The sequence below is a fragment of the Psychrobacillus antarcticus genome (genome assembly GCF_029533155.1).
Lineage (GTDB): Bacteria > Bacillota > Bacilli > Bacillales_A > Planococcaceae > Psychrobacillus > Psychrobacillus antarcticus.
The window spans coordinates 79,219-103,339 of record NZ_JAIZDB010000005.1 but is presented as its reverse complement, the minus strand read 5'-3'; the positions used below and the strand labels follow the sequence as shown (position 1 = coordinate 103,339).

The following is a 24,121-nucleotide window of genomic DNA, read 5'->3' as shown; positions in this document are numbered from 1 at the left end:
TTAATGCTCCTTTATTCTTTAATAGCTCCACCACCCATCATTTTTATCAATCTTTTTTGAATAAAGAAAGATAAAATAATGGTAGGGATAGCGGATACCAAAATTGCTACAGACATCTCACCCAATTGAACTCCTCTAAATGTATTATATCCAGCTATTGCCATTGGTAATGTTTGCGTATCTTTACCTCCGAGGATTAGAGCATAAAACATGTCATTCCATGAAAGAACAAAACCGAAAATACTTGCTGCCCCTACTCCAGGGAGAACTTGTGGAATGATTATTTTTATAAATGCACCAAATCTTGTACATCCATCTATTAAAGCTTGCTCTTCTAAAGAATTTGGTACAGCATCAAAAAATCCAATTAAAAACCAGGTGATAATAGGTAAGATAAAAGTTAAATGAGCGAAAATTACAGGTAAAATACTACCGTTTATCCCTAAAAAGTATGATGCTAGAAAAATTGGAACCACTAATGTTGCTGATGGTACTACTTCCGCAATTAGAATTCCAAGCTTTGTAAAGTTACCTCCTGTTTTAAATTTACTAATGGAATAGGCAGCTGGGAGACCAACAATTAGCGATATTAAAATAGTTATGAAGGCTACGATAAAGCTATTAATAAAATTTATTGGAATTCCACTATTGAATACATTTGTCCAATTATTAAGTATAGGTGTAAAAAAGACATTAGTTGCATCGGATAAATCGGAGGGTGATTTGAATGATGATAAAATTACCCAAATAAACGGTATTAAAACAGTTAATATCGAAATCCAAATAAGAAGGATGCGTACCATTTTGAGAAGAAGGGTCTCTTTTTGGTAACTATTCATTTATGTGGACTCCTTTTTAGGGGATTTCAACATAATAATAAGTCCAATCATAATAATAACTACCACTGTCCATGATACGGCTGCCGCTTCGGATAAGCGATAATATCCAAAACCTAACTTATGAATATAGAATTGCAAAGTTTCGGTAGAAGTTCCTGGACCACCTTTGGTAATTGCATAAACATATTCGAATACTTTTAATGCATCGAGAGAGCGGATTAGAATAGCTACTAATAATACTGGTTTCAATAACGGTAAAGTTATTGTTAAAAAAACGGTTAATTTACTAGCACCTTCTACATAAGCTGCTTCGAACGGATCTTGAGGAAGGCTTTCAAGGCCAGATAAAATCATAAGTATTATGAAAGGCGTCCATTGCCAAACATCAATTAAAGCAAGTGTTAATAATGTATAATTTGAACCGAAAAAATCTATGGATATGTTGAATTTTGCTAAAAAGGCTGGAATAAACCCAAGCTGGTTATTAAGGATGAAACGGAACATAAGCCCGACTGCAATAGGTGTTACAAACATAGGGGCTAGTATAACTGCTCGAGTAAAGTTTTTTAATATTCTTTGTTTACTTAAAGCAAGTGCTATTAATACACCTAATATAACTTCAAAGCTAACTGCTATTAAAACAAAAAGAAAAGTATTTTTCATGACTGTCCAATACATCGGATTAGTTAAAACTTTTTGAAATTGTGCATTTCCTACAAATTTATTAGAGTCTGGATCAATAATTGAGAAATCGTGAAAAGCTAACCATAGTGAATATCCAAGTGGGAAAACTAATATAACAAATAAAATCAATATAAGTGGAAATAGTAATTTCCACTTATATATTGAAACTGAATCATTAGTTAGGCTTGGGGAATTGCTTTTACTCATTCATAATTTCCTTTGCTAGATTAGAGGCATCTGTAATGGCTTCATCTACAGTTTTTTGCCCTGTTACAGCTGCATTTAGTTCTGTTCCAACCACTTGGATAAGTTCTTCTGCGTTCGGACCGTTAGCTAATGGAATTGCATCAGCTAATATGTTTTTTAAAGTCACATAATACTCTTCACCATAACCTTGTTCCCAAACTTCTGGATCATCTAGTATGCTATCACGAACAGGTGCGCCACCAGAGATAACGCGAGATTTTTCTTGTTCAGGTGATGAAATCCATTCAATAAATGTCCATGCCTCATCTTTATATTCACTATTAGAGGAGATCGCCCAAAACCAAGCACCTAATGCTGCTTGCCCACCAGGTACTTCAGCTAGGGCAAAGTTCCCCGCGAGGCTGCCAGCTTCACCATCTGGATTATTTAAAGTAGGTAGCATCCAGTTATAATTAAGTGTCATCATGCTATCCCCACTCGCAACAGAGCGTAAGGCTTCATCAAAAGCCCAGTTAGTACTGTTTTTTGGTGCCGAAGAATTTATAGTATCTATATAAGCTTTCAGTGCTTCTCTAGCTTCTGGAGAGTCTAAAATAATATCTCCATTATCATTTTGTAAAGCACCTCCAGCAGCTAATAGCCAATTCATCCATTCTTCCATAATTTTATACCCTTTTTGAGGTTGTGCGGCAATTCCATATGCTTCATCCGTTGTTAAAGTCTGTGCAACTGTACATAATTCTTTTAATGTAGTTGGTATTGAAATACCTTGTTCTTCGAAGACGTCTTTACGATATACAAGACCAGTTGCATAATTATAGAAAGGAATTGCAAATTTTTGGTCATTAACTATTGCAATATCCTCTAATGAGTCTGAGAAATCAGAAAAATCGTAATCTGAACCTGAGGTTTCTATTTTATCGTCCAATGGTTCTAAATATCCGGCATTAGAAAAGTCGTACATCCAAGGATTATCGACAACAATGATATCATAAGCAGCTTCAGGAGCTAGAAAAGAGGAAACAAGTTTATCTCTCATTTGATCATAAGGTAATGTTTCAATATTTAAGACAATATTCTCATTTTCTTGATTAAAAGACTTTACCATTTCAATTGCTATATCTGTATCTGGTACTTCTTCCATCAATACATTTAATGTAATTTGTTCTTCAGTTTTAGAATCAGAATTATTTGTTTCTGAAGTACTACATCCTACTAAAAGAAAAGTAATTAACGTGAAAGCCATTATTTTTCTTAACATTATCATTTCACCTCGTTATAATTTATTTAATCCATATATGCGCCACCATTGGTAGCAATTGATTCACCTGTTATAAAATTTGCATCAGTGCTTGCTAAGAATGAAACAGTTTGAGCAACATCTTCAGGCAGTTGAAGCCTACCTAATGGGGTAACATTTACCATACCCGACTTAACTGCTTCAGGAGTTAGATTCTTAAGCTGACTTTCCCAGTCTAACTCACGACTCTGCATTGGAGTATCGACAAACCCAGGACAAATAGCGTTTACAGTAATATTATACTTACCTAATTCATGAGCCATTGCTTGAGTTAATCCTATTACTGCAAATTTCGAAGCAACATAATGGCTTAGGAAGGGAACATTTCCTTGTTTACCTGCCATTGAAGCTGTATTAATTATTTTCCCTCCTTTTCCTTGATCAATGAATTTTCTGGCGGCAACTTGACCTGATAAAAATACGCCTTTAGCATTAATATTCATATTAAAATTCCAATCTTCTTCACTTAAATTTATAAAATGATTCATAGAAGAGACGCCTGCATTTGAAATCCAAACTTTAAGATCTCCGTATCTTTCAATTAGCTGATTTGTAGCTTTTTCTATACTACTTTGCTTTGTCACATCAATCATTAAAGCATAAGATTGACCTTTAAAAGTAGAGATTTCGTCGGACACAGCTTGTACTGATTGTAAATTTAAATCTGTTAAGCCTACTGTGAAACCGTCTCGAGCTAGTCTTATGGCTATAGCTTTACCAATACCACTCCCGGCACCAGTTACTATTGCTAATCCTTTACTTGGTTTTGTGATCATTAATATTCCCTCCTAATGTAAAGAAAAATTAGATAACATTTCTTGTTCTTCAATTAACTTTTCATAAGATGATCTATAAATTTTATATAGTTTTTGATAACCATCATATTTATTGGAATCGGGAAATATTGTTTCTTCTATTTTTATATATTTATGGATATCAGACCATTCTTGAATTTCACCACTACCCATTCCTGCAATAAAGGCAGCCCCTAAAGACGATCCCGGATGCTCAATGATAGATTCTAGTTCTAAGCCTGTTATATCAGCAATTATTTGTCTCCAAAGTTTTGATTTTGATCCACCATTAGTAATTCGTATTTTGTTTAATTGAAGGCCAAGTTCTTTAAATACTTCAATGTGATGATAAAATCCAAAACCGATTCCTTCCAAAATAGACCTATAGATATGGCCTCGAGTATGTCCTAAATGAAGGCCAATGACCATTCCTCTAGCTTTAGGATTGTTTAAAGGTGTTTTTTCACCTAAAAAGTAAGGCAATGTAATTAGCCCGTCAGATCCGCTAGATGTTTTTTGTGCCTCTGCTTCTAAATCATCTAATGCAGTTTTATTAGTTAATTCATTTTGGAACCATTTAATTAAGCTACCACTTGACGCCATGCATCCATTTGGGAGATATAATCCCGGTATTAAATGGTAATCCAGGTATAGTCTTTTGTCTCTAACGGGTGTTTGTGAAGTGATTAAAATATCCCCAGCCCCCCCGAGTTTAATTAACATATCACCATCATTAATTAAACCTGCTGAAAACGCACTTGCTACATGATCAGCAGCTCCTGCAACTATAGGGGTACCTTCTATTAAGCAAGTTTCATGACTACCTTGAATGCAACCGATTATTTCATGAGAACCGTAAGTTTGACTGAGCCATTCAGACTTAATGTTAGCGATATGTAATAATTCGTTATGCCAAGTTCTATTATTAAAGTTAAATAGCCCACTTTCTAAAGCCCAATTATTTTCATTATATTTAATTGTATTACCGGTTAGCTTTCTAGTAATAAACTCATAAGAACCACAGATTGATTTTGTTTGTGCTAATATATTTGGTTCGTTTTTTTGAAGCCACATTATTTTAGGAGCAATTGATTGCTGTGTGATTTCTGAACCAGTGTCTTCTAGAATATCAAGGTGTGAGGTTATAACTTTTAATTCTTCAATTTCTTTCCACGCACGTGTATCATTCTGCTGAATAGAATTTCTAAGAGGATTTCCTTTTTCATCAAGGCAAATTAAAGTAGGAACCATACCACTAACTCCAACTGCAGCAATTTGTTCTGGGTATAGTAAAGATTTTATTAAAATTTCCGGAATTAAAAACTTAACGTTTTCCCACCAGGAGTGGGGATCTTCTTCAGCCCATCCTGGTTGAGGAGAAATTAAATGAACTTCTTTAGAGATACTAGTAATAATATTTCCACTGGTATTAATAAGTGCTAATTTGGTTGATGTAGTACCGATATCTATTCCTAATAAGAATTTTTCCAACTATATTCCCCCTGAAATTAAGCCAAGATTACGGTAACTTTTTTTAATTGTAATTCTGTAAAAATTTGTTTAGATAAACTTTTATTTGTAATAAGAACGTCAATAGCGTTTAAATCAGCTATTTTTGCAAAGGCCGTCTTTCCTAACTTATTCTCATCAGCAATGACAATAGTCCTTGTTGCTGCCTGGATTGCCTTTGATTTTATTGTTGCATCTTCGATATCAAAATCAGTAATACCACTATCAATACTTATGGCGCTAGCTCCCATAACAAAGGTATCTGGAAACAAATTTTCATATGTTTCTAAACCGACTTTCCTATAGGTTGAACGTTCTCCGTTTTTAACGATTCCTCCTAAAAGGATTAGTTTTATATTACTTCTATCGGATAAGGCCCAGGCTACTCGTAAGTTAGCTGTAACAACAGTTAAGTTGTCGATATCTTTTATTTCATTTGCAAAAGCTAAAGCTGTAGTTCCATTATCAATAACAATAGTTTCCCCTTCCTGGATTAAAGAGGCAGCTTTTTTAGCAATAGCTATTTTTTCTAAGGATCTTCTTTCATTTCGAATTTCAAAAGGTATATCAGACGAATCTTTAAAATTACGAACGATGCCTCCTTTTATTTTTTTTATAACTCCTTTTTTCTCTAGAGTTTCAATATCCCGACGAAGTGTCATTTCAGATACTCCAAATACTTTTAATAAATCTTTTATTAACAACTTATTTGAGGAATTTAACATTTCTAATATGGTAATCTGTCTGTTTTTAACATTATTCATGTTTAAATATATGCCTGGGTTTTTTTATTATTCTAATAAAATGGAAAAGATAATGTAGTTTATGTTAATGTAAATGAGTCTTTTTCATGATTAGCACTTATTAAAATTCATAGTTGAAGGGAATATTGAATGATTTTTCTCTTATTTTGCAAAGAAAAAAATGATAAAAGACACATTATTTGCGTTTGTAAAATTGTTGCACTTTGTGTAACAAAATACTGAAACTAGGCCTTGAAAGTGGTACGATACAAAAAGAGGTGATTCAAATGAATGGACAAAATAAAAAAGATGTAAAACCTGGATTGGAAGTATATATAATATTAAAAAAAGACCAACGATCAGGAGAGAAAACGAAAGGAATCGTGAAAGACTTATTAACGAATTCTTCCTTTCACCCACATGGCATAAAGGTTCGTTTAACAGATGGACAAATAGGACGAGTTTGTGAAATCATAGGATAAATTGCAGCATGAAAAGGAGTGTAGTTAAGTGCAAGTAGAAACTCAAATTTTGCAGTGGTTTAACCACTTTCATCAATATCCTGAAGTTAGTTGGAAGGAATATGAAACGACGAATAAGCTCGCGGAAATATTAGATGGTTTAGGTATTTCCTATCGTAGATTTAATGATGTAACTGGATTACTAGCAGAAATTGGGGAAGGACCAGAAGTTATTGCTGTTCGTGCTGATATTGATGCACTATGGCAAGAAGTGGATGGCGAGTTCCGTGCCAATCATTCCTGTGGACATGATGCCAATATTTCGATGGTATTGGGTGCGTTATTACTATTAAAGGATGAAAAACTAAACAAACGAATTCGCTTTATCTTCCAACCTGCTGAAGAAAAAGGTAATGGGGCAAACTCTATGATAGACCGTGGGGCGCTGGAGGATGTCACACATCTTTTTGGTGTCCATTTACGACCAATTGAGGAACTTCCATTTGGGAAAGTTTCACCTGCTATACATCATGGAGCAGCGTTATTTGTGGAAGGTAAGATAAAAGGGATGGATGCTCATGGTGCTAGACCTCATCAAGGAAATAACGCAATTGATGTAACAATGGCCATTCATCAAGCACTGAAAAATATGTATTTTTCACCACTCGAGTCGTACTCTGCAAAACTGACAAAAATTCAAGCTGGTGGAGAAAATGCTAATATCATTCCAGGTATTGCAACGTTTTCAATGGATGTGAGAGCGACGAAGAATAGTGTTTTATTTCAGTTGAAGGATCAAATTGACAAAGACTTAAATACAATTCAACAATTATTTGATATAGAAATTGAGTGGGAATTTCAAGACATTACACCAGGCGCTGAAGTATCAAAGGAAGCAGTAGCAATTGCTAAAGCAGCCATTATTGAAACTGTAGGTATGGAAAACTTGGCAGAAGAAGTAATTACTTCCGGCAGTGATGATTTCCATTTTTATACTATTAGACATCCTGAAGTTAAAGCAGCAATGATTGGTATTGGTGCTGATTTGTCACCGGGATTGCATCATCCTAATATGACTTTTAACAGAGATTCATTACTTCTGGGAGCTAAAGTTATAGCGAAAACGCTTTCAAATAATACAAAATAGTATTGACTACCCTTGCTTTTACATTTATTATTACATATTAGCGACCATTAAACGGCAATTTAGAATTGTCTTGACAGTCATCAAGGGGGAAGTACATTGGACGAAAAGAAAGCGGTTACTAAAAAAGAGATGTCATTGATTTGGGCGATTACGCCATTATTAGTCATGATTATTACTATGGTTATTACAATTATAAATTTAGAACAGGGACCACATATTCCATTAATCGTAGGAACAACTGTTGCTGCGATTGTTGCATGGAAGCATGGATTTAAATGGTCTGATATTGAAGAAATGATGTATAAAGGTATTAAACTGGCATTACCAGCGGTAGTTATTATTATTTTAGTAGGATTAATCATTGGTGCATGGATAGGTGGAGGCGTTGTTGCAACAATGATTTTTTATGGATTGAAAATTATTACTCCAGCTTTCTTCTTAGTAACTATTTGTATTATTTGTGCAATTGTTTCTCTTGCAATCGGGAGTTCTTGGTCGACTATGGGAACAATCGGTGTTGCGGGAATGGGTATTGGACTTAGTATGGGGATTCCAGCCGGAATGATCGCCGGCGCCGTAATTTCAGGCGCTTACTTTGGAGATAAGATGTCTCCATTATCTGATACAACAAACCTTGCAGCAGGGTTAACAGGAACAGATCTTTTTGTACATATAAAACATATGTTATTTACAACGGTACCAGGAATTCTAATAGCCCTAGGAGTATATGCGTTCCTGGGAAACAGGTACAAATCAAGTAATATTGACCAAGAAGGTATCAATCAAACAATATCCATGCTAGATCAAAGCTTTGTCATTTCTCCATGGTTATTATTAGTTCCACTTGCAGTAATAGTACTAGTAGCACTTAAAGTACCAGCTATTCCGGCATTGATCGTAGGGATTTTATTAGGATTCTTATCCCAAATACTCATCCAAGGTGGAAGCGTTGCAGATGCAGTTGGTGCCCTACAAAGTGGATATGTTATTGATACTGGAAATGCGATGGTGGATGAGTTATTTAACCGTGGTGGTTTAGATTCGATGATGTACACGGTATCCATGACGATTGTTGCGATGACATTCGGAGGTATATTGGAATACTCTGGAATGCTTCAATCCATTATGAATCAAATTTTAAAATTTGCTAAAACAGCCGGTTCGCTTATAGCATCAACAATTATTGCTTGTTTTGCAACAAATGCTACTTGCTCAGAGCAATACATTTCGATTGTTGTTCCAGCGCGTATGTTTTCAACGACGTATACAAAAATGGGATTACATTCTAAAAATCTATCGCGTGCTTTAGAGGATGGAGGAACACTTACTTCGGTCTTCATTCCTTGGAATACGTGTGGAGTGTTTATTTTGGGGACATTAGGTGTAGGGGTAGCAGAATATGCACCATTTGCCATCTTAAACTTTGTAGTTCCAATAATTTCTATTATTTATGCAATGACAGGCTTTACAATTGAAAAAATATCGGAGTCTAAAAAGCTAGAGATATTAAATAGAGAAACTATGGAAGCATAAAAAGGAAATGTGCAAGAGCTGAAAATAAAAATACAGCATGAACACCAGTTTTACAGGGTTTTAAGAATGATTAAAACTACTGATTTCGGTTTCATCAGGCAGTCGTTGCGAAATGTTTTTTTATTTTGCGACGAGCCTTGCGCAGGAGCACCAAGATGTCGCGTACTTAGACTGTCATCATCTATCCTCAATTATTAGGATAGTATCTTTTCTCTAGTTATCCCAAAAATGAACTAACCTGTTTCTAAAAGTTGTAGATGGGTGACGGACAGTCAATAGCCATAAGATTACCGAGAAAAAAGATGCTGTTCGTGACTTCAGTCACGAACGGCATCTTTAAAAAATCAAACGGTAATTATATAGCAATAAATCTGTACAAAGCCCTTCGAAAACAGTAGAAACAGGTTTAGAACATAAAGGACCGGGAGTTTTTTGCCCGGTTTTGGTTGTAATTCATATTTAACTATTGATAGGTTGGAAAGGTAAGCTTATATATAGCGCGTGGGCGGCCTTGCTGATAGGTCATTTCTTCTCCCACAACTTGTGCATATCCATGATCCGTCAGTTTTTTTAAGATACGTTCGGTCGTACGTCTACTAACCTGTAAATAGAGTTCTAAGTCATATGCAGTAAACTCGATAGACTTTCTCGAACGACTAAACTGTATTACCTTGGATAAGTTTGCTGGACTTAAAGTAGTTTCTTTCGCTATTTGCACAAGCACAGGATCATTATTTTTCAAACGCACCTGCGTGATACTATTTGGATACGGCCCTAGTAATTCTTTAGAATCGGTTAATAAGTAAGCCGTATTATCAGTTGCATAAGATAAGGCATCCCTTGCATTTTGAGTAGCTTCCATAACTGTTTTTCCATAGCCAAATGCAACTTTAAGTGGCGAAGAAGACGGATTCATCCAGGCAGTAATAGTGTTTTTAGTTAAAGCTTCCTGAACATCACCTTGAGTAGAAAACAACGTATACAAATGGTCGGCTTCCTTTACCATAGTAGCTTGAATAGAAGCCGCCATTTGCTTAATGATATGTTCGGAAACGGGATCATCTAAAGTTGTTTGGATATAACCTACTGCAACTTTTGCTGACTGACTTTTGAAAAGAAGTGCGAGTGATTTTGTATCTTCTATACCTTTAATAATAGACCGTTTAGGGTCAATCATTCGAATGACAGACAGATTGTTGTCTCTTAATGCTTGATAGACTGCATGAATACTCGTAATTGCTAGCACAGCTTCCTCACTTTTTTGTAAACTGGTATGAAATGCGACAATCTCATCCAAATCAAAAGACGTATCAATTTTCATTAGAAAAGGTGCTTGGTTGTTTTGACCGATATCCTCTAAAACACTCTGCACACTTTCAGGATGTATTAAATCCATTGAAAGCTTATGGATGGAGATTGGACGAGCTGAACAAAGAGATAATAAGGTGGTCGTGATAGCGGTTTCATCTTGTTTTAAATAATAAGCTGGTATGGGTAGTTTTTCGATAGATTCAGTTGCGTGAAAAAAAGGAAATGAACCTGAAAAAAATACAGCATCACATGGCTTAATATTCTGTACTATATTTTTTGCCTCAGACGGACTATTATATGTATAATAGTCCAAACTAATGGATGGAAGTTCATGCTCCAATTGCCTTAAACGTTTGATGAAACCAACTGACCCTAATACAGCGATACGTGTTACCATTGGACACCCCTTATTCTTTTAGCGACTATTTAACGACAACTATAACGAATCTAATTCAGAATGTAAAGAGAGTAGGGAATTCACATGAAAATTAAAGAAATAGATATTTACGCAATTAGATTACCTCTAGTCGATCCATTTATCATAAGTTACCATACTTATGATGATATGCCATCTATTATTGTAAAGCTCACAACAGATGATGGTTTAGTAGGTTACGGAGAAGCTGTTGCCGATGAGCATGTGACAGGTGAGACTTGGGAAAGTACGTATGCATTATTGAAATATACGTTAGCTCCAGCTGTAATTGGCGAAAATCCTATGGAGTTTGAGCGCTTACATGAAAAAATGAATAAGGCTGTTTATCAAGCACCTGCAGCAAAAGCGGCAATTGATATTGCGTGCTACGATTTGGCAGGAAAAAAACTTGGTGTTCCTGTTTACCAATTACTAGGTGGACGCTATCACGAAAAGTTCCCCGTCACGCATGTATTAAGTATCGGAAACCCAGATGATATGGCAGAAGAAGCAGCGAGAAGAATAAAAGAAGGATATTCCTCCTTTAAGATGAAGGTCGGAACAGACGTACAGGTTGATGTGAAACGTATTCAAGCAGTGCGTGCAAAAGTAGGAGAAGACATTGCTATTCGTGTAGATGTAAATCAAGGCTGGAAAAATAGTGCTACTACCATTATGGCTATGCGTCAGTTAGAAAAAGAAGGGCTAGATTGGTTAGAGCAGCCGGTAATAGCTGATGACTTCAATGGAATGGTAGAAGTAAAGGCAAAAACAAATACTCCTCTTATGATGGATGAAGGCTTGCGAAGCTTTCGAGATATGCGTGAGTTAATTGAAAAACAGGCTGCACATAAAGTGAATATTAAACTGATGAAATGTGGCGGGATTTATCCGGCTATGAAACTAGCCCATATGGCAGAGATGGCAGGCATCGAGTGTCAAATCGGTTCTATGGTGGAATCCTCTATTGGATCTTCAGCAGGTTTTCAAGTAGCATTTTCTAAGAAAGTGTTTACTAGTGTAGAGCTAACAGGTCCATTAAAATTCTCTAAAGATGTTGGGGATTTACATTATGACGTTCCATTTATACAATTAAATGAACGTCCTGGACTAGGAATCGATGTAGATGAAAAGATCCTTCAAGAGTTAACGAAGTTCTCTACAAAAGTAACAATTTAAGAGGAAGTGTATTTGCATGAAAGAATGGAAAGGTAAACTTGGAGAAGAAGAATATATTGTTCGAGTATTGACTCTCGAGCATCTGGATAGTATTTTAAGTTTACAGCAAGTTGTTTTACGAACGATGGAAAGTGACAGCTTTTTATCTCCACTAACATTGGAAGAATTTGAAGATTTATTAGCTCGCAATTTAATGATTGGAGCATTTGTAGACAATGAACTAATCGCTTTCCGAGCGTTAGCATTACCACCAATCGATGATGATCATTTAGGATATGATATTGGTCTTTCAAAAGAGCAGCTTGAGCAGGTCATTTATCAAGAAATTACGAATGTTCATCCTTATTATCGAGGATTTGGCTTACAAAAGAAACTTGGCGTGATCGTTATGGAAATACTAGATGCTTCCTCCTATACACATATATGTGCAACAGTTGCACCATTCAATATTGCTAGCTTAAAGGATAAACTAAGCCAAGGAATGGTAATGGGCGCATTAAAGAATAAATACGGAGGTATGCTACGATACGTATTTTATAAAAAACTTCATGTGAATCGTACTAACGGAGAAAACTGTTTAGAAATTCCTATGGATGCCATTGAAAAACAACAGCAACTAATTGCGGATGGTTGGATCGGTACAGCTATTTTCCAAAAAGAGAATACATGGTATGTAGTCTATGAGGAAAAAGGAACATACATTTAGACTCAAGCCACTTGGTGATTAAACTCACTGAGTGGCTTTTTCTGTATGAACTTTTATAACTCTAGGAATTCTATTCCACTTATTCCGTCGAATGTATGAGGAAGACTCAAGACCTATGACTGAACTAAAAAGCTGAATTTTCAATTATAGTGAAATAACAAGAATAAGTTAAGGGGTGTTTCAAATGAAAAATCTATACAATGACTCCCGATTTCGTCTCATTGTTTCTGCTAATATTGCTTCCTCCATTGGATCAGGAATAACGATGATTGCGATACCTTGGATGCTTGTATCAAGTGATAATGGCAATAAGGTATTCGGTTATATAACGATTGGTATGACCATTTTAAGTTTTATCCTTACGCCATTTATAGGGAACCTGGTGGACAAAGTATCTCGAAAGAAATTATTAATAATTAGCGAAATCGTATGCTTTTCTCTATTGAGTATATTTTCCCTCATAGGTTTTATTGGCTTATCATATGAAATTTGGCATTATACGATTATTTATATAATAGGTAGTTTATATTACACTATTTTTTATCCAACGATGTTTGCTTTAAATCAAGAAATATTTACGAAGGACCAATATAAATCCTTAAATGGAACGATGGAAGTACAAGGACAACTATCAAGTATGATCGCGGGTGCTTTAGCTAGTATCTTATTGATGAAGTGGGATTTGCACTATATCCTGTTACTAAATACGATATCTTATGGTGCTGCCATCTATTTTTACTTAAAGTTACCGTATGTTAGATTATCCATTGAAAAGACAGAAAAAGATGTTAAATCACAAGCAAGCGAAGGAATTAGATATATGTTGGCTCGTCCTTCCGTGTTTATTTTTCTGTTGTTTTCTTTCATGCCTTTTATAGGGGTGATGTTAACGAATTATTTATTCCCTGTCTATTTAGTAGATGTATTTAAAGCGGATGCAAGTGTTTATGGAATTGAAGGAATGATTTATGCAATAGGAGCAATAATTGCAGGGGTTTTCGTACCTACATTATCAAGTAAATTTGGAAATGAAAAGACGATTATCTTCGGGGTTTTGGTTTATACGATAGCTATATCATTAATTGTCTTCGTTGATTTACCGGTTTATCTGTCATTGATGCTGTTTTTAGCGATAGGCAATAGCAGTGCTAGGGTCGCTAGAAACTCTTTCTTAATGGACCAAATTCCTAACAACATAATAGGGAGAGTCGATAGTTTGTTTCGTACATTAGGTCTTTTAATCAGAATTCTATTACTCGCTCTGTTTACTGAAATGGTATCCTCCGATCTTATCATTTATTGCTTTATTGTGTTAAGTGGGATTTTAATGGTTTCTTTGTTCCTCGTAGTTGCATCATGGAGAAAGAGCTTTAGGGTAAAAGAGAAGGATTGTCCTGTCACTGCAAATATCTAGTGAGAGCTTACACTAATTTTTTAGCTTAGTAAGAATTGCATAAATTTATCCTAAGGATTGCCAGTCTTTTGTTGTGAAACCATTTGCCTTCTCATCCGTAAAATAACTATACAGAAAAAGAGAAAGAGGGTTTGATAGGATGACCACAGTATTTATTATTTCGGCAGTTGCAGCGATTCTTACCGCATTGTTAGTAGTCCCGTTGACAGCTAAAAGAAAAGACATGGTAACTTCCATCATTGGTCTGTCGATTTTAACTTTTATCGTACTCGCAATTATATATTACGTAACGAACTTAGATCGTAATTGGACAGCGTTATGGCCATTGCTAGTTATTGCAACATTAGCAGGGATGTCACTATCTAAAGGAAAAGAGCAAAAAGCAAAAGGTATTCTGTTCCTAGGAAGCTTAGTATTAGCCATCTTCATGTTAACGGCGCCATTTTGGAACGCAGACGAAAAGTTTAAAGTGGCAGAAATGCAACAAGAGGTAGAAATTGAAGCATTTGACGAAACGAAGACACCTGCAAGTGTGCCACCACAATTTGCACGTAATAAAATGAAAAAAGCATTTGGGCAAGTACCTAATACGAGTTATTATGAATTAGGTAATTTACAAATTCAAAAGGTAAAAGAGGAGTATGTTTATATTGCTCCAGTAGAATTTTCCGGACTCTTCAAGTGGTGGAATGGAGATGTAACACCGGGTTACTTTACTATGAGTGCAACCGACTCATCGGATAATCCCAAATTTATAGATGCGGACATGAGCTATACACCATCTTCTTTTTTCCATAAAAACTTAGAAAGACATATGCGTATGAAGCATCCAACTAAAATTTTCTATGGGGATCCTCAGTTAGAAATTGATGAGGATGGAAAACCATTTTACATCAGATCCTATGGTAGTTTCATCTCTGCACGAAATGGATTTGAGGTAAAAGGAATAGTAGTGGTTGATCCAGCTACAGGTCAGACAGATTCCTATGAGATTGCCGATGTACCAACGTTTATAGATGGAGCAGTTTCACCGGAAGCGGTGAGCTTGCAAAATAGCTATTTCGGTAATTATGTACATGGATTTATCAATAGTCTATTTGGTAAAAAAGATGTGAGACTACCATCTGATGAAGGAACGGAAGCAAATGTAAGTCCAATTTTCGCAGAAGACGGGCAAATGTATTACTTCACAGACTTTACGAGCCCGAAAGAGGGAGTAGACTCGATGCTTGGTTACTCTTTAACGGATGGTCGAACAGGTGAGGCTACTTTCTATACCGGAAATCTAGAGGATTCTTATATGGATTCTCAAGGAGCACTCCAAATTATTGAAAAGAAATTTATCGAAAAGAAATGGTCTGGCGAGATGCCGGTATTGTACAACTTCTATGGAGAAGCTAGTTGGTTAACGCCGGTACTAGACTCTAATGGATTCTTGCAAAATTACTTTATCGTATCAGCTGCAAATCCAGAAATCTCTGTATATGGAAACACGCCAAATGAAGCACTAAAACTTTATAAAACAGCCATCCAGCGCGGGGGAAGTTCCGTAGATGGTAGCTCCAATGCCGAAGAGAAATCGATAGCAGGTACGATTGTACGTGTCTTTAAAGAACGTGTGGGTGACTTTACGCAAGTATCGTTCCTATTAGATGACAAACAAAGTTATATTGTATCTTCCGAAGTTGCCCCCCTTGCAGTTTATATGCAAGAAGGTGATAAGGTACAAGTGACGTTCTTAAACACGGGGGAACTTTTCATGCCTGTAAAAGAGCTGACGATTCAAGGAATTGAATAAGAATAATATAAAAAATCTATCCCAGGATTTTAGGGATAGATTTTATGTGTAGATTATTTTGCTATTTTTTTACTTTTAGTCATTTTAAGAGCAATATCAGTTTTTTCAAGGTCATGTTATATTGGTTCCTTTACATCATAGGCATGATACATTTCATTCTTAATCATGTATTGAGAAATTTTATCGTGTGTATCAATAGCATTATCTAGTTCAAGTCTTAATATTTTTTTTACAGAAGGTGTAGCAGTTTCGGTAATCGCAAGAGCTAGATTTCGTACTGCTGCCTTTGATGTAACAAGTAAATCGGTAGCAATTGCCAAATCATCAATCATTGGCATCTCGGGCAGCTCTTTAGCCATTTGAAAACCTTCTAAAGTAATTTTTGTTTTTCTACTAAACATATATCCCTTCTATTTATTCTTGATCCACTTAACTTAAAGATTATTAAACTACATTGTCTACAAAAGAGGTTTCAATTCTTGAATTTGAATGGTGTAATGGGGGTACTATATAATGAAGCTTAAAATACGAAAAAATTGCTTGGGCAGAAACGAGGGGATTATTTGAAGATTCATTATTTGACTATAGGTGAAGTAGCAAAGCTAAGCAATATATCGATTCAAACTTTACGATACTATGATCAGATCAACTTATTTAAACCATGCGAGGTTAATTCAAACAATCGATATAGATACTACCAAAATACCCAACTGTATTATTTGGATATTATTAAATCGTTAAAATATCTTGGATTGTCTCTAGAAGAAGTTAAATCAGCCTTAACGTTAAAACCTGAAGAGCTAGTAATATATCTAGAGAACCAAGAAAAAAGAATAGAAGAACAGTTTCAAAGGTTGAGCAAAACGAAGCAAGTATTACAGAGGAAAAAAGAGCAAATACAGTCTTTTGTGTTAGAGCCAAATATGATGATCGTCAGCAGAAAGAGTTTACCCGTACAAAGAATAGTAAAGATTAAGACACATAATATGAAAGTCGAGGATATTCCCAATAGGGAATTTGGACGTATTAGTAAAGTGTTAGAAGAGGAAGGAAGCATATTTGATACATTGTATGGTGGAGCATTTCCTTTCCAAAAGTATGAATATCTAAATGACATTAACTATGATTATCTATTTACGTATATTGTAACGAATAAAGATTTTGAAGAAAAATACGAAGATGTAGAAATTGGTGTATTACCTGCTGGTGACTATCTTAGCATTTCATTTGTTTTAAAGGACAATGAATATGTTGAATGCTATCAGAAGTTAATTGACTATATAGAAAAGTACCATGTAGTCATAGATCCGATTGTATATGATGTGTGGATGCCGATAAATTATTCAGCTTCCAAAGAAGATGAATTTTTAGTAGAACTCAAGATACCTATTCAAACTGCTTGACCCTACAGTTACTATAGGGTTTATTTTTATACATATGCTGAATTTGAAATAGAAGGAGTTTGAACATGGTTTCTCGAAAAAGTGGTTTAAATAAGGTGATTTATTTAGTATTAGTAAATTTATTTATTGTATTTTTAGGAGTAGGACTTATTATCCCTGTTATGCCTACATTAATGCGGGAGATGAGCTTAGAAGGCTCTACGATGGGCTATTTAGTTGCTGCTTTCGCATTCGCACAGTTGTTAATCTCTCCAATTGCAGGTAGATGGGTGGATTCAATTGGTCGAAAAAAAATTATTGTAATTGGTATGTTCATATTTGGAGTATCGGAAATGCTCTTCGGTCTTGGGCAAGATGTGAAGGTATTGTATATATCTAGGATATTGGGAGGAGTTAGTGCAGCATTCATTATGCCAGCTGTAACAGCTTTTGTTGCAGATGTAACAAGTCTAAGAGAAAGACCTAAAGCGATGGGTTATGTAGCTGCGGCAATCAGTGCTGGATTTATCATTGGACCAGGAATTGGGGGTTTTTTAGCGGAATATGGAACTAGACTTCCCTTTTTTGTTGCCGGAGGTCTAGGGATATTAGGTGGAGTATTTTCGCTAGTTATTTTGAAGGAGCCTGAAAGAGTTAGTGTAGAAAGAGAAGGAGAATCAGTTAAACCACGTTTTCGAAAAGTATTGGAACCAATTTATTTGATCCCGATGATTATCATTCTAGTATCTAGCTTCGGTTTAGCTGCTTTTGAAACAGTGTATTCCCTTTTTGTAGATCATAAATATGGATTTACGCCAAAGGATATTGCTTTAATCATCACGGTAAGTGGTATCCTAGGAATTATATTCCAAGTGCTGACATTTGATCGTGTTGTAGGGAAAATTGGGGAAATTAGATTGATTCAAATTTGTATTGGTGTATCCACCATTTTCATTTTTGCGATGATAAAGGTTTCTGCATACTGGTCCATATTGCTCGTAACCTTTGTGATTTTCTTGTTGTTCGACTTAATGAGACCAGCATTGACAACTTATTTATCCAAAATAGCTGGTAATGAGCAAGGCTTTGTTGGAGGGCTAAACTCTACGTTTACGAGTATAGGAAATATTATTGGACCTAGTATGGCGGGGATATTATTTGACGTGCATATTGATTATCCATATATATTAGCAATGTTTATACTCGCGATTAGCTTTGTCATTTCGTTATTTTGGAAAGAACAAAAGCCTATATTTAAGGAAAACGTCGGAAAATAAAATAGTTGTCTCTTTTACCAATGATCTACTGTTAAATGGTCGTCATTTTATCTTTTAGCAAAAGTCCGATACAATAGAGAGTATAGAATTTAACTTAATGATGAAATTACACCGAGACTTGATTGTTTGAAAAGGAGGACTAGTCATGCAAGAAATAGCAAAGTTACAAAAAGAAGCGATGGACATGCTAAAGAAAACAAGTAGGACTTTTTATATCCCGATTACTTTTTTAGAACCTGATCTGAAAAAGGCGGTTGCCTCTGCTTATCTATGCATGCGTGCGATAGATGAGATTGAAGATCACGAGTCATTAGGTTCGCAGGAGAAACAAGAACTATTACATGCTACTAGTAAAATGCTTCAAAATGGGTTTGATAAGAAACAGTATGAACAGCTTGTAGTACCATTTCAGGAAATTCTTCCACCGGTTTCATTGAGATTAGGCGACTGGCTAGAAATTTGTCCGGTTGATTTAGTAGACAAAGTAAAAGAGTCAACGAGCGAAATGGCAGAAGGTATGGCAAAATGGGTAGATAAGAACTGGCAAGTTAAGACCAAAGAAGATCTCGATGAGTATACCTATTATGTTGCTGGTCTAGTTGGAGTAATGCTGTCGGATTTATGGAAGTGGAGTGCAGACGTTGATACTGATCGTGATTTAGCAATTGCATACGGACGTGGACTTCAGGCTGTAAATATATTACGAAACAAAGATGAAGATAGTGAGCGCGGCGTACAATTCTTCCCAGAAGGATGGACAAGAGCCGATATGTTCGAGTATGCAGAAGGCAATTTAGCGCAAGCCGATGAATACATCAAGAGTATCAACCGGAAAAGTATATTATTATTCTGTAAATTGCCTCTTGCACTTGCTCACAAAACACTAAAAGCACTGAAGAGCGGGAAAGAAAAAATGACCCGACTAGAGGTTGAACAAACTGTAGAGGAAGTACAAGCAGAGGTTTAAGAGAAGATGTAAATTATATAAAATTGTATACTACAGATCAGATTGAATTTTTCTACTATGAGAGGAGTTTTACTATGTTATCAAAAAATTTACATGAAGCATTAAATGATCAAATGAACTTTGAGTTTTATTCTGCACATACCTACCTTGCGGCGGCTGCTTATTGTACAGCTGAAGCATACGATGGATTTGCTAATTTCTTTTTAGTTCAGGCGGAAGAAGAGCGTTTTCATGCCATGAAATTTTATAACTTTTTAAGTGACCTAGGATACCGAGCTACAATTGATGGATTTGATAAGCCTGGTAATGAATTTACTTCGACTTTAGATGTTTTTGAAACTTCTTTAAAACACGAAAAAGAAGTGACGCGTCGTATCTATCATCTATCTGATATTGCATTAGATGAGCGTGAACATGCAACGATGGCATTCTTAAAATGGTTCATTGATGAGCAAGTAGAAGAAGAATCGTCATTTGACACGCTGATTAATAAAATTAAACGCATTGAAAATGACTCAAATGCTATGTTTATGCTAGATTCTGAGTTATCAGCTAGAACATTTACACCGGATGAAGCTTAATATATTGTTGCAAACAAGGTCCTGCCCAATAGTGTAAAATAAACACTATTATAACTTTCTTGAATAGCTCCAGATATAAAGGAGGAAGTGAAAATTATGTTAAAAACGATTGTTTTTGAACAAATAAAACGTGCCATGAAAGAAAAAGACGTGCTAGCAAAGGGAGTATTAACAATACTAAAATCGTCCCTCGATAGTGCGGAAAAAGAAAAAGGCTCTGCCCTTACACCAGAAGAAGAAATTGCAATTGTAAATAGAGAAGTGAAACAAACAAACCAAGCTTTAGACGGTGCAAAAGTTGCTAATCGTGAGGATTTAATAGAAAAAGAAAATGCAAAGCTAAAACTACTAGCGAGCTTCTTACCAACACAATTAAGTGAAGAAGAAATCGTGACGCTCTTAACTGAAGCGGGTGTTACAAAAGGCACGAGCATGGGTGACGCAATGAAAATTGCTAAACCGTTACTTGCAGGAAAAGCAGATGGTTCAACAATGTCAAAAGTAGTGAAAAGCATGATATAAAAAAGAGGAGCATTAGCGTAACGGGTTCCGTTAGCTATCGCAAGACTAGAATTTACACACAAAAATGAAAATAAATATGAATATCAAAAAGCACCGCAATTGCGGTGTTTTTTGATTGAAAAAAATTGAGCTGAGTCTGATTTTGTATTGTCTTTTTCTCTAATTCGAAGATTTATAGTTTTGTAATTAGCATAATCAAATACCTAATCTGTACAAAGCCCTTCGAAAACAGTAGAAACAGGTTAGATCCTAAAGGACCGGGCGTCTTTTTGCCCGATTTTTCTTACTAATGCAGGCGTTAGTTGAAGAATAAGTTAACGATTAGCGTAATTTTCTTTTGGATTTGTTATTCCATTGTTGTGATAGCACACCACAGTTAAAAAATATTAAAATCCCATTCTCTAGATATTTGCTTTAACAGCATAACACCTGCAACACTATTACCAAATTCGTCAATGGCAGGACCATAAATCCCTATTCCACAGCCATCCATAAATGGGGAATCATCGGATCTACCTCTTGGAGGAATTGCTGCCAATATACCACCCGATACTCCACTTTTTGCAGGAATACCTACAGATGCAGCAAATTTACCTGAAGCATTGTACATACCACATGTCACCATTAACGCTTTTGTTAACCTAGCCACTTCCTTAGAGAAGATTTGCTCCTTACGGATAGGATGATATCCGTCATTTGCAAGGACTAAGCCAATCATGGCTACATCTTCTGTAGTTACTTCAATTGAACATTGCTTTAAGTATACTTCTATAGCTTCTTCTACAGAACAATCTAAGAATCCCATCTCTTTTAGATAATAAGCTAAAGCACGATTTCGATGAGCCGTTTGCCACTCAGATTGAAACACTTCTTCATTGATAGTTGGGTGTCTTCCTACGATTTTTTCTATTAGTAGGCATATAGATTCCACCTTTTCGACAGGATTTCTTCCACCTAATAATGAGGCAACAGTGATTGCTCCAGCATTTATCATCGGATTGAAAGGTCTTCCAGGTTTATGAACTTCTAGACGAATAATCGAGTTAAAAGCATCCCCGGTTGGTTCGACGTCCACCCTTTCTAACACATAAGAAATACCATAATCTATACATGCAGCTATAAAGCCAATTACCTTCGATATACTTTGTAAGGTAAAAGCGGTATCAAAATCACCTGTCTTTACCATCATACCATCTGAACCAATGATACAAATACCTAACTGTGAAGGATTTGCTCTTTCTAAAGCTGGTATGTAGTTAGCACATTTCCCTAAGTTCGCGTAAGGTCTGCTATCTTGTACCCATGCTTGTATTTTGTGGAAATGTACATGATTATCAAATCTATTTTGTGTACCTTGCTGTACAACTTCCATATCTTTTCTTCCTTTCGGTATCTAGTGCACAACAGTGGCTTAAATGGCCTAGTAACTACATACATATATACCACAAAAAAAACAAGAAATCTAACTACATTTACTTTATAAAGGGAAGGTATAAATTCGATTTATCGAAATAGTAGTCAAAGACAATAGAACGCTTCTTTTTCATATTATAAGCGTGCTAATTTATTCTCCAGTTCTCTACTACTTAAAGCTATTGTTCAACCTCTAAATAAAATCTCTTATTGATACAGATAGGTAAGCTTTAGAGTTATCGCAAGCTTTTCCCCCTGTTTACACCGTACGTGCGACCTTCACCGCATACGGCGTTCCAACTAATACAATTTATTCTTTCTATGTATAAGCAGGCGAGTACTGATTTTCCAAAGTTAGATTATTTCATTGTTACATTTCAGTCGTAAGTTATTTACTTTTTCTATTTGTTTATTTGAAAGCTTTACGGCTTTTAAGAACTTTTCAATTTTTGTTTTATCTCTCAAATGTATTAGTTGGTGTATAGCTTTGTTAAAATTATTAAGTTCGAGTAGCTATCATCTTTTGAAATGTGAAAAGGATTAATATGATGAAAAGAGCTGCCTAGCCTTTACCGGAGAGATATAACCATCCTCCATTTAAACTAGGAACATTTCGCACAAAGATCTATCCTTTTCACAGGCTTATATCTAAAATAGGCTTTCGTCTGAGTGTGGCTACTATATCGCTCTCACAAACAACACCTTTAAATAATTCCCTTCTTTAAAGAGGGGAGAAGTTCTAAAATCGCTAGGAAGCGAAAACTCTTCCTCAATTGTATACTTTCGATTACTCTCCTTGAAAGCCTTCTCCACAAACGTTTTGAATTTCTTCATCCCAAAAGTAGCATTATTTGTAGATGCGACAATAACACCGTTTTTTGCCGTAATATTAATAGCATCTATTAGTAAATTGGTATAATCTTTGGAGGAGCTAAATGTATACTTTTTGGAACGAGCAAAACTAGGTGGATCGAGAATGACCATGTCGAAGGATAATTCTTTACGTTTCGCATACTTGAAATAATCAAATACATCCATCACGATAATATCTTGCTTTTCTACATCGATGCCATTTACTTCAAATTGTTCCGTAGTTTTACTTAAGCTTCGTTTGGCAAGATCTACACTAGTTGTTTTCGTAGCACCACCAACTGCAGCAAATACAGAAAAAGCCCCAGTATACGAGAATGTATTCAGTACCGTTTTTCCTTTCGAATAGCTATCTCGAATTGTTTTACGCACATCGCGTTGGTCTAAAAACACTCCAACCATTGCCCCGTCATTTAAGTAAATTGCAAAGTTCTGCCCATTTTCTTTAATGATGAGAGGGAATTCCCCACGTTCGCCTTTGACGAAATCATCGTCTTCCACGTATTGACCCTTTGTATCAAAACGTTTCTTTTCATAAATACCTTTATAGGGAGTAGAAGCTTCAAGTGCCTCCAAAACCATTTCTTTAAAGGAATAAATCCCCTCACTATACCAGCTGATTAAATAGTATCCATCAAAATAGTCGATGATTAAACCGCCAATCCCGTCTCCTTCGCCGTTAAATACACGAAAGGCTGTTGTATCGGTATTATGATAATAATCGTCACGATGTTTAATCGCTGCAGCTATTTTCTTTTGGAAAAAAGATTGATCAATTTTTTCGTTTTCATTTTTCGTTAGTAGCCAGCCAATACCTTTATTCTGTTTACCGACATAGCCTTTCCCGATAAATTTGCCGGATGGATTTTGCAACTTTAATATAGTTCCTTCTTCAAGAGAATCTGTCTCCTGGAAACCGTCCTTCATTAAAATTGGAACGCCTTTTTGTAAATCTTGGGCAAGTGTTTCAGTTACTTTAATATCTAATTCATTTTGCATCATTTTAGTCATCCTTATATGTTTTTTTATAAATTATCTCATACGTATAGGTAAAAACCTTTGATAGTCT

The 24,121-nt window shown here is 35.6% G+C and carries 22 protein-coding genes; 12 read left to right on the top strand and 10 right to left on the bottom strand.

What is annotated here, in order from left to right; genetic code table 11:
• Positions 1 to 11: 11 nt before the first annotated feature.
• Genes LDK52_RS03935 through LDK52_RS03910 form a run of 6 tightly spaced genes read right to left on the bottom strand, consistent with a single transcriptional unit; the run spans position 12 to position 6,097 of the window.
• Positions 12 to 839 carry a carbohydrate ABC transporter permease gene (locus LDK52_RS03935; protein WP_277584644.1) on the bottom strand — a complete coding sequence of 276 codons (828 nt, stop codon included), beginning with the start codon at positions 837 to 839 and terminating at the stop codon, positions 12 to 14.
• A complete protein-coding gene (locus LDK52_RS03930) occupies positions 840 to 1,730 on the bottom strand; it encodes a carbohydrate ABC transporter permease (RefSeq protein WP_277584643.1) in 891 nt (296 codons plus the stop codon). It abuts the gene before it with no gap.
• Positions 1,723 to 2,991 carry an ABC transporter substrate-binding protein gene (locus tag LDK52_RS03925; RefSeq protein ID WP_277584642.1) on the bottom strand — a complete coding sequence of 423 codons (1,269 nt, stop codon included), beginning with the start codon at positions 2,989 to 2,991 and terminating at the stop codon, positions 1,723 to 1,725. The genes LDK52_RS03930 and LDK52_RS03925 overlap by 8 nt, the downstream gene beginning before the upstream one ends.
• Before the next feature lie 26 nt (positions 2,992 to 3,017).
• Complete coding sequence (locus LDK52_RS03920; RefSeq protein ID WP_277584641.1) at positions 3,018 to 3,806, bottom strand: SDR family NAD(P)-dependent oxidoreductase; 789 nt, start codon at positions 3,804 to 3,806, stop codon at positions 3,018 to 3,020.
• A 12-nt stretch (positions 3,807 to 3,818) separates the two neighbouring features.
• The gene (locus tag LDK52_RS03915) at positions 3,819 to 5,315 is read right to left on the bottom strand and encodes an FGGY-family carbohydrate kinase (protein ID WP_277584640.1); all 1,497 of its coding nucleotides are present in this window, start codon (positions 5,313 to 5,315) and stop codon (positions 3,819 to 3,821) included.
• Positions 5,316 to 5,332: 17 nt separating this feature from the next.
• The gene (locus LDK52_RS03910) at positions 5,333 to 6,097 is read right to left on the bottom strand and encodes a DeoR/GlpR family DNA-binding transcription regulator (RefSeq protein ID WP_277584639.1); all 765 of its coding nucleotides are present in this window, start codon (positions 6,095 to 6,097) and stop codon (positions 5,333 to 5,335) included.
• A gap of 266 nt (positions 6,098 to 6,363) precedes the next feature.
• On the opposite strand from LDK52_RS03910, the gene LDK52_RS03905 reads away from it, so the two are divergent.
• From LDK52_RS03905 to nhaC, 3 genes are all read left to right on the top strand, one after another.
• On the top strand, positions 6,364 to 6,558 hold the full coding sequence (locus tag LDK52_RS03905; protein WP_277584638.1) for a YwbE family protein: 195 nt from the start codon (positions 6,364 to 6,366) through the stop codon (positions 6,556 to 6,558).
• A gap of 28 nt (positions 6,559 to 6,586) precedes the next feature.
• The gene (locus LDK52_RS03900) at positions 6,587 to 7,684 is read left to right on the top strand and encodes an amidohydrolase (RefSeq protein WP_277584637.1); all 1,098 of its coding nucleotides are present in this window, start codon (positions 6,587 to 6,589) and stop codon (positions 7,682 to 7,684) included.
• A 129-nt stretch (positions 7,685 to 7,813) separates the two neighbouring features.
• Positions 7,814 to 9,217 (top strand): Na+/H+ antiporter NhaC, encoded by a 1,404-nt coding sequence (nhaC, locus tag LDK52_RS03895; RefSeq protein ID WP_277584667.1) that lies wholly within the window; start codon positions 7,814 to 7,816, stop codon positions 9,215 to 9,217.
• 463 nt (positions 9,218 to 9,680) lie between these two features.
• Here the strand turns inward: nhaC and LDK52_RS03890 are convergent, their stop codons facing one another.
• On the bottom strand, positions 9,681 to 10,925 hold the full coding sequence (locus LDK52_RS03890) for a hypothetical protein (RefSeq protein WP_277584636.1): 1,245 nt from the start codon (positions 10,923 to 10,925) through the stop codon (positions 9,681 to 9,683).
• An 84-nt stretch (positions 10,926 to 11,009) separates the two neighbouring features.
• On the opposite strand from LDK52_RS03890, the gene LDK52_RS03885 reads away from it, so the two are divergent.
• The 4 genes from LDK52_RS03885 (at position 11,010) to LDK52_RS03870 (ending at position 16,040) form a co-directional block, all read left to right on the top strand.
• The gene (locus LDK52_RS03885) at positions 11,010 to 12,122 is read left to right on the top strand and encodes a mandelate racemase/muconate lactonizing enzyme family protein (RefSeq protein WP_277584635.1); all 1,113 of its coding nucleotides are present in this window, start codon (positions 11,010 to 11,012) and stop codon (positions 12,120 to 12,122) included.
• 16 nt (positions 12,123 to 12,138) lie between these two features.
• Complete coding sequence (locus tag LDK52_RS03880; protein ID WP_277584634.1) at positions 12,139 to 12,828, top strand: GNAT family N-acetyltransferase; 690 nt, start codon at positions 12,139 to 12,141, stop codon at positions 12,826 to 12,828.
• A gap of 184 nt (positions 12,829 to 13,012) precedes the next feature.
• Positions 13,013 to 14,242: an MFS transporter gene (locus tag LDK52_RS03875; protein WP_277584633.1), complete on the top strand. Its 1,230-nt coding sequence runs from the start codon at positions 13,013 to 13,015 to the stop codon at positions 14,240 to 14,242.
• 139 nt (positions 14,243 to 14,381) lie between these two features.
• Complete coding sequence (locus tag LDK52_RS03870; RefSeq protein WP_277584632.1) at positions 14,382 to 16,040, top strand: hypothetical protein; 1,659 nt, start codon at positions 14,382 to 14,384, stop codon at positions 16,038 to 16,040.
• A 116-nt stretch (positions 16,041 to 16,156) separates the two neighbouring features.
• Here the strand turns inward: LDK52_RS03870 and LDK52_RS03865 are convergent, their stop codons facing one another.
• A complete protein-coding gene (locus tag LDK52_RS03865) occupies positions 16,157 to 16,441 on the bottom strand; it encodes a spore coat protein (RefSeq protein ID WP_277584631.1) in 285 nt (94 codons plus the stop codon).
• 162 nt (positions 16,442 to 16,603) lie between these two features.
• Here LDK52_RS03865 and LDK52_RS03860 point away from each other — a divergent pair, with 162 nt between their 5' ends.
• The 5 genes from LDK52_RS03860 (at position 16,604) to LDK52_RS03840 (ending at position 20,769) form a co-directional block, all read left to right on the top strand.
• Positions 16,604 to 17,443, top strand: a complete 840-nt coding sequence (locus tag LDK52_RS03860; RefSeq protein WP_277584630.1) for a MerR family transcriptional regulator — start codon at positions 16,604 to 16,606, stop codon at positions 17,441 to 17,443.
• 65 nt (positions 17,444 to 17,508) lie between these two features.
• Positions 17,509 to 18,699, top strand: coding sequence for an MFS transporter (locus tag LDK52_RS03855; protein ID WP_277584629.1), 1,191 nt, complete (start codon positions 17,509 to 17,511; stop codon positions 18,697 to 18,699).
• A 145-nt stretch (positions 18,700 to 18,844) separates the two neighbouring features.
• Positions 18,845 to 19,666, top strand: coding sequence for a phytoene/squalene synthase family protein (locus LDK52_RS03850; RefSeq protein ID WP_277584628.1), 822 nt, complete (start codon positions 18,845 to 18,847; stop codon positions 19,664 to 19,666).
• A 74-nt stretch (positions 19,667 to 19,740) separates the two neighbouring features.
• The gene (locus tag LDK52_RS03845) at positions 19,741 to 20,247 is read left to right on the top strand and encodes a ferritin (protein ID WP_277584627.1); all 507 of its coding nucleotides are present in this window, start codon (positions 19,741 to 19,743) and stop codon (positions 20,245 to 20,247) included.
• 96 nt (positions 20,248 to 20,343) lie between these two features.
• Positions 20,344 to 20,769 (top strand): GatB/YqeY domain-containing protein, encoded by a 426-nt coding sequence (locus tag LDK52_RS03840; protein WP_277584626.1) that lies wholly within the window; start codon positions 20,344 to 20,346, stop codon positions 20,767 to 20,769.
• A 376-nt stretch (positions 20,770 to 21,145) separates the two neighbouring features.
• Here LDK52_RS03840 and LDK52_RS03835 read toward each other — a convergent pair whose 3' ends face one another.
• Complete coding sequence (locus LDK52_RS03835; RefSeq protein ID WP_277584625.1) at positions 21,146 to 22,141, bottom strand: glutaminase; 996 nt, start codon at positions 22,139 to 22,141, stop codon at positions 21,146 to 21,148.
• Between the two features lie 719 nt (positions 22,142 to 22,860).
• Positions 22,861 to 24,051, bottom strand: coding sequence for a class I SAM-dependent rRNA methyltransferase (locus tag LDK52_RS03830; RefSeq protein WP_277584666.1), 1,191 nt, complete (start codon positions 24,049 to 24,051; stop codon positions 22,861 to 22,863).
• Between the last annotated feature and the right edge of the window lie 70 nt (positions 24,052 to 24,121).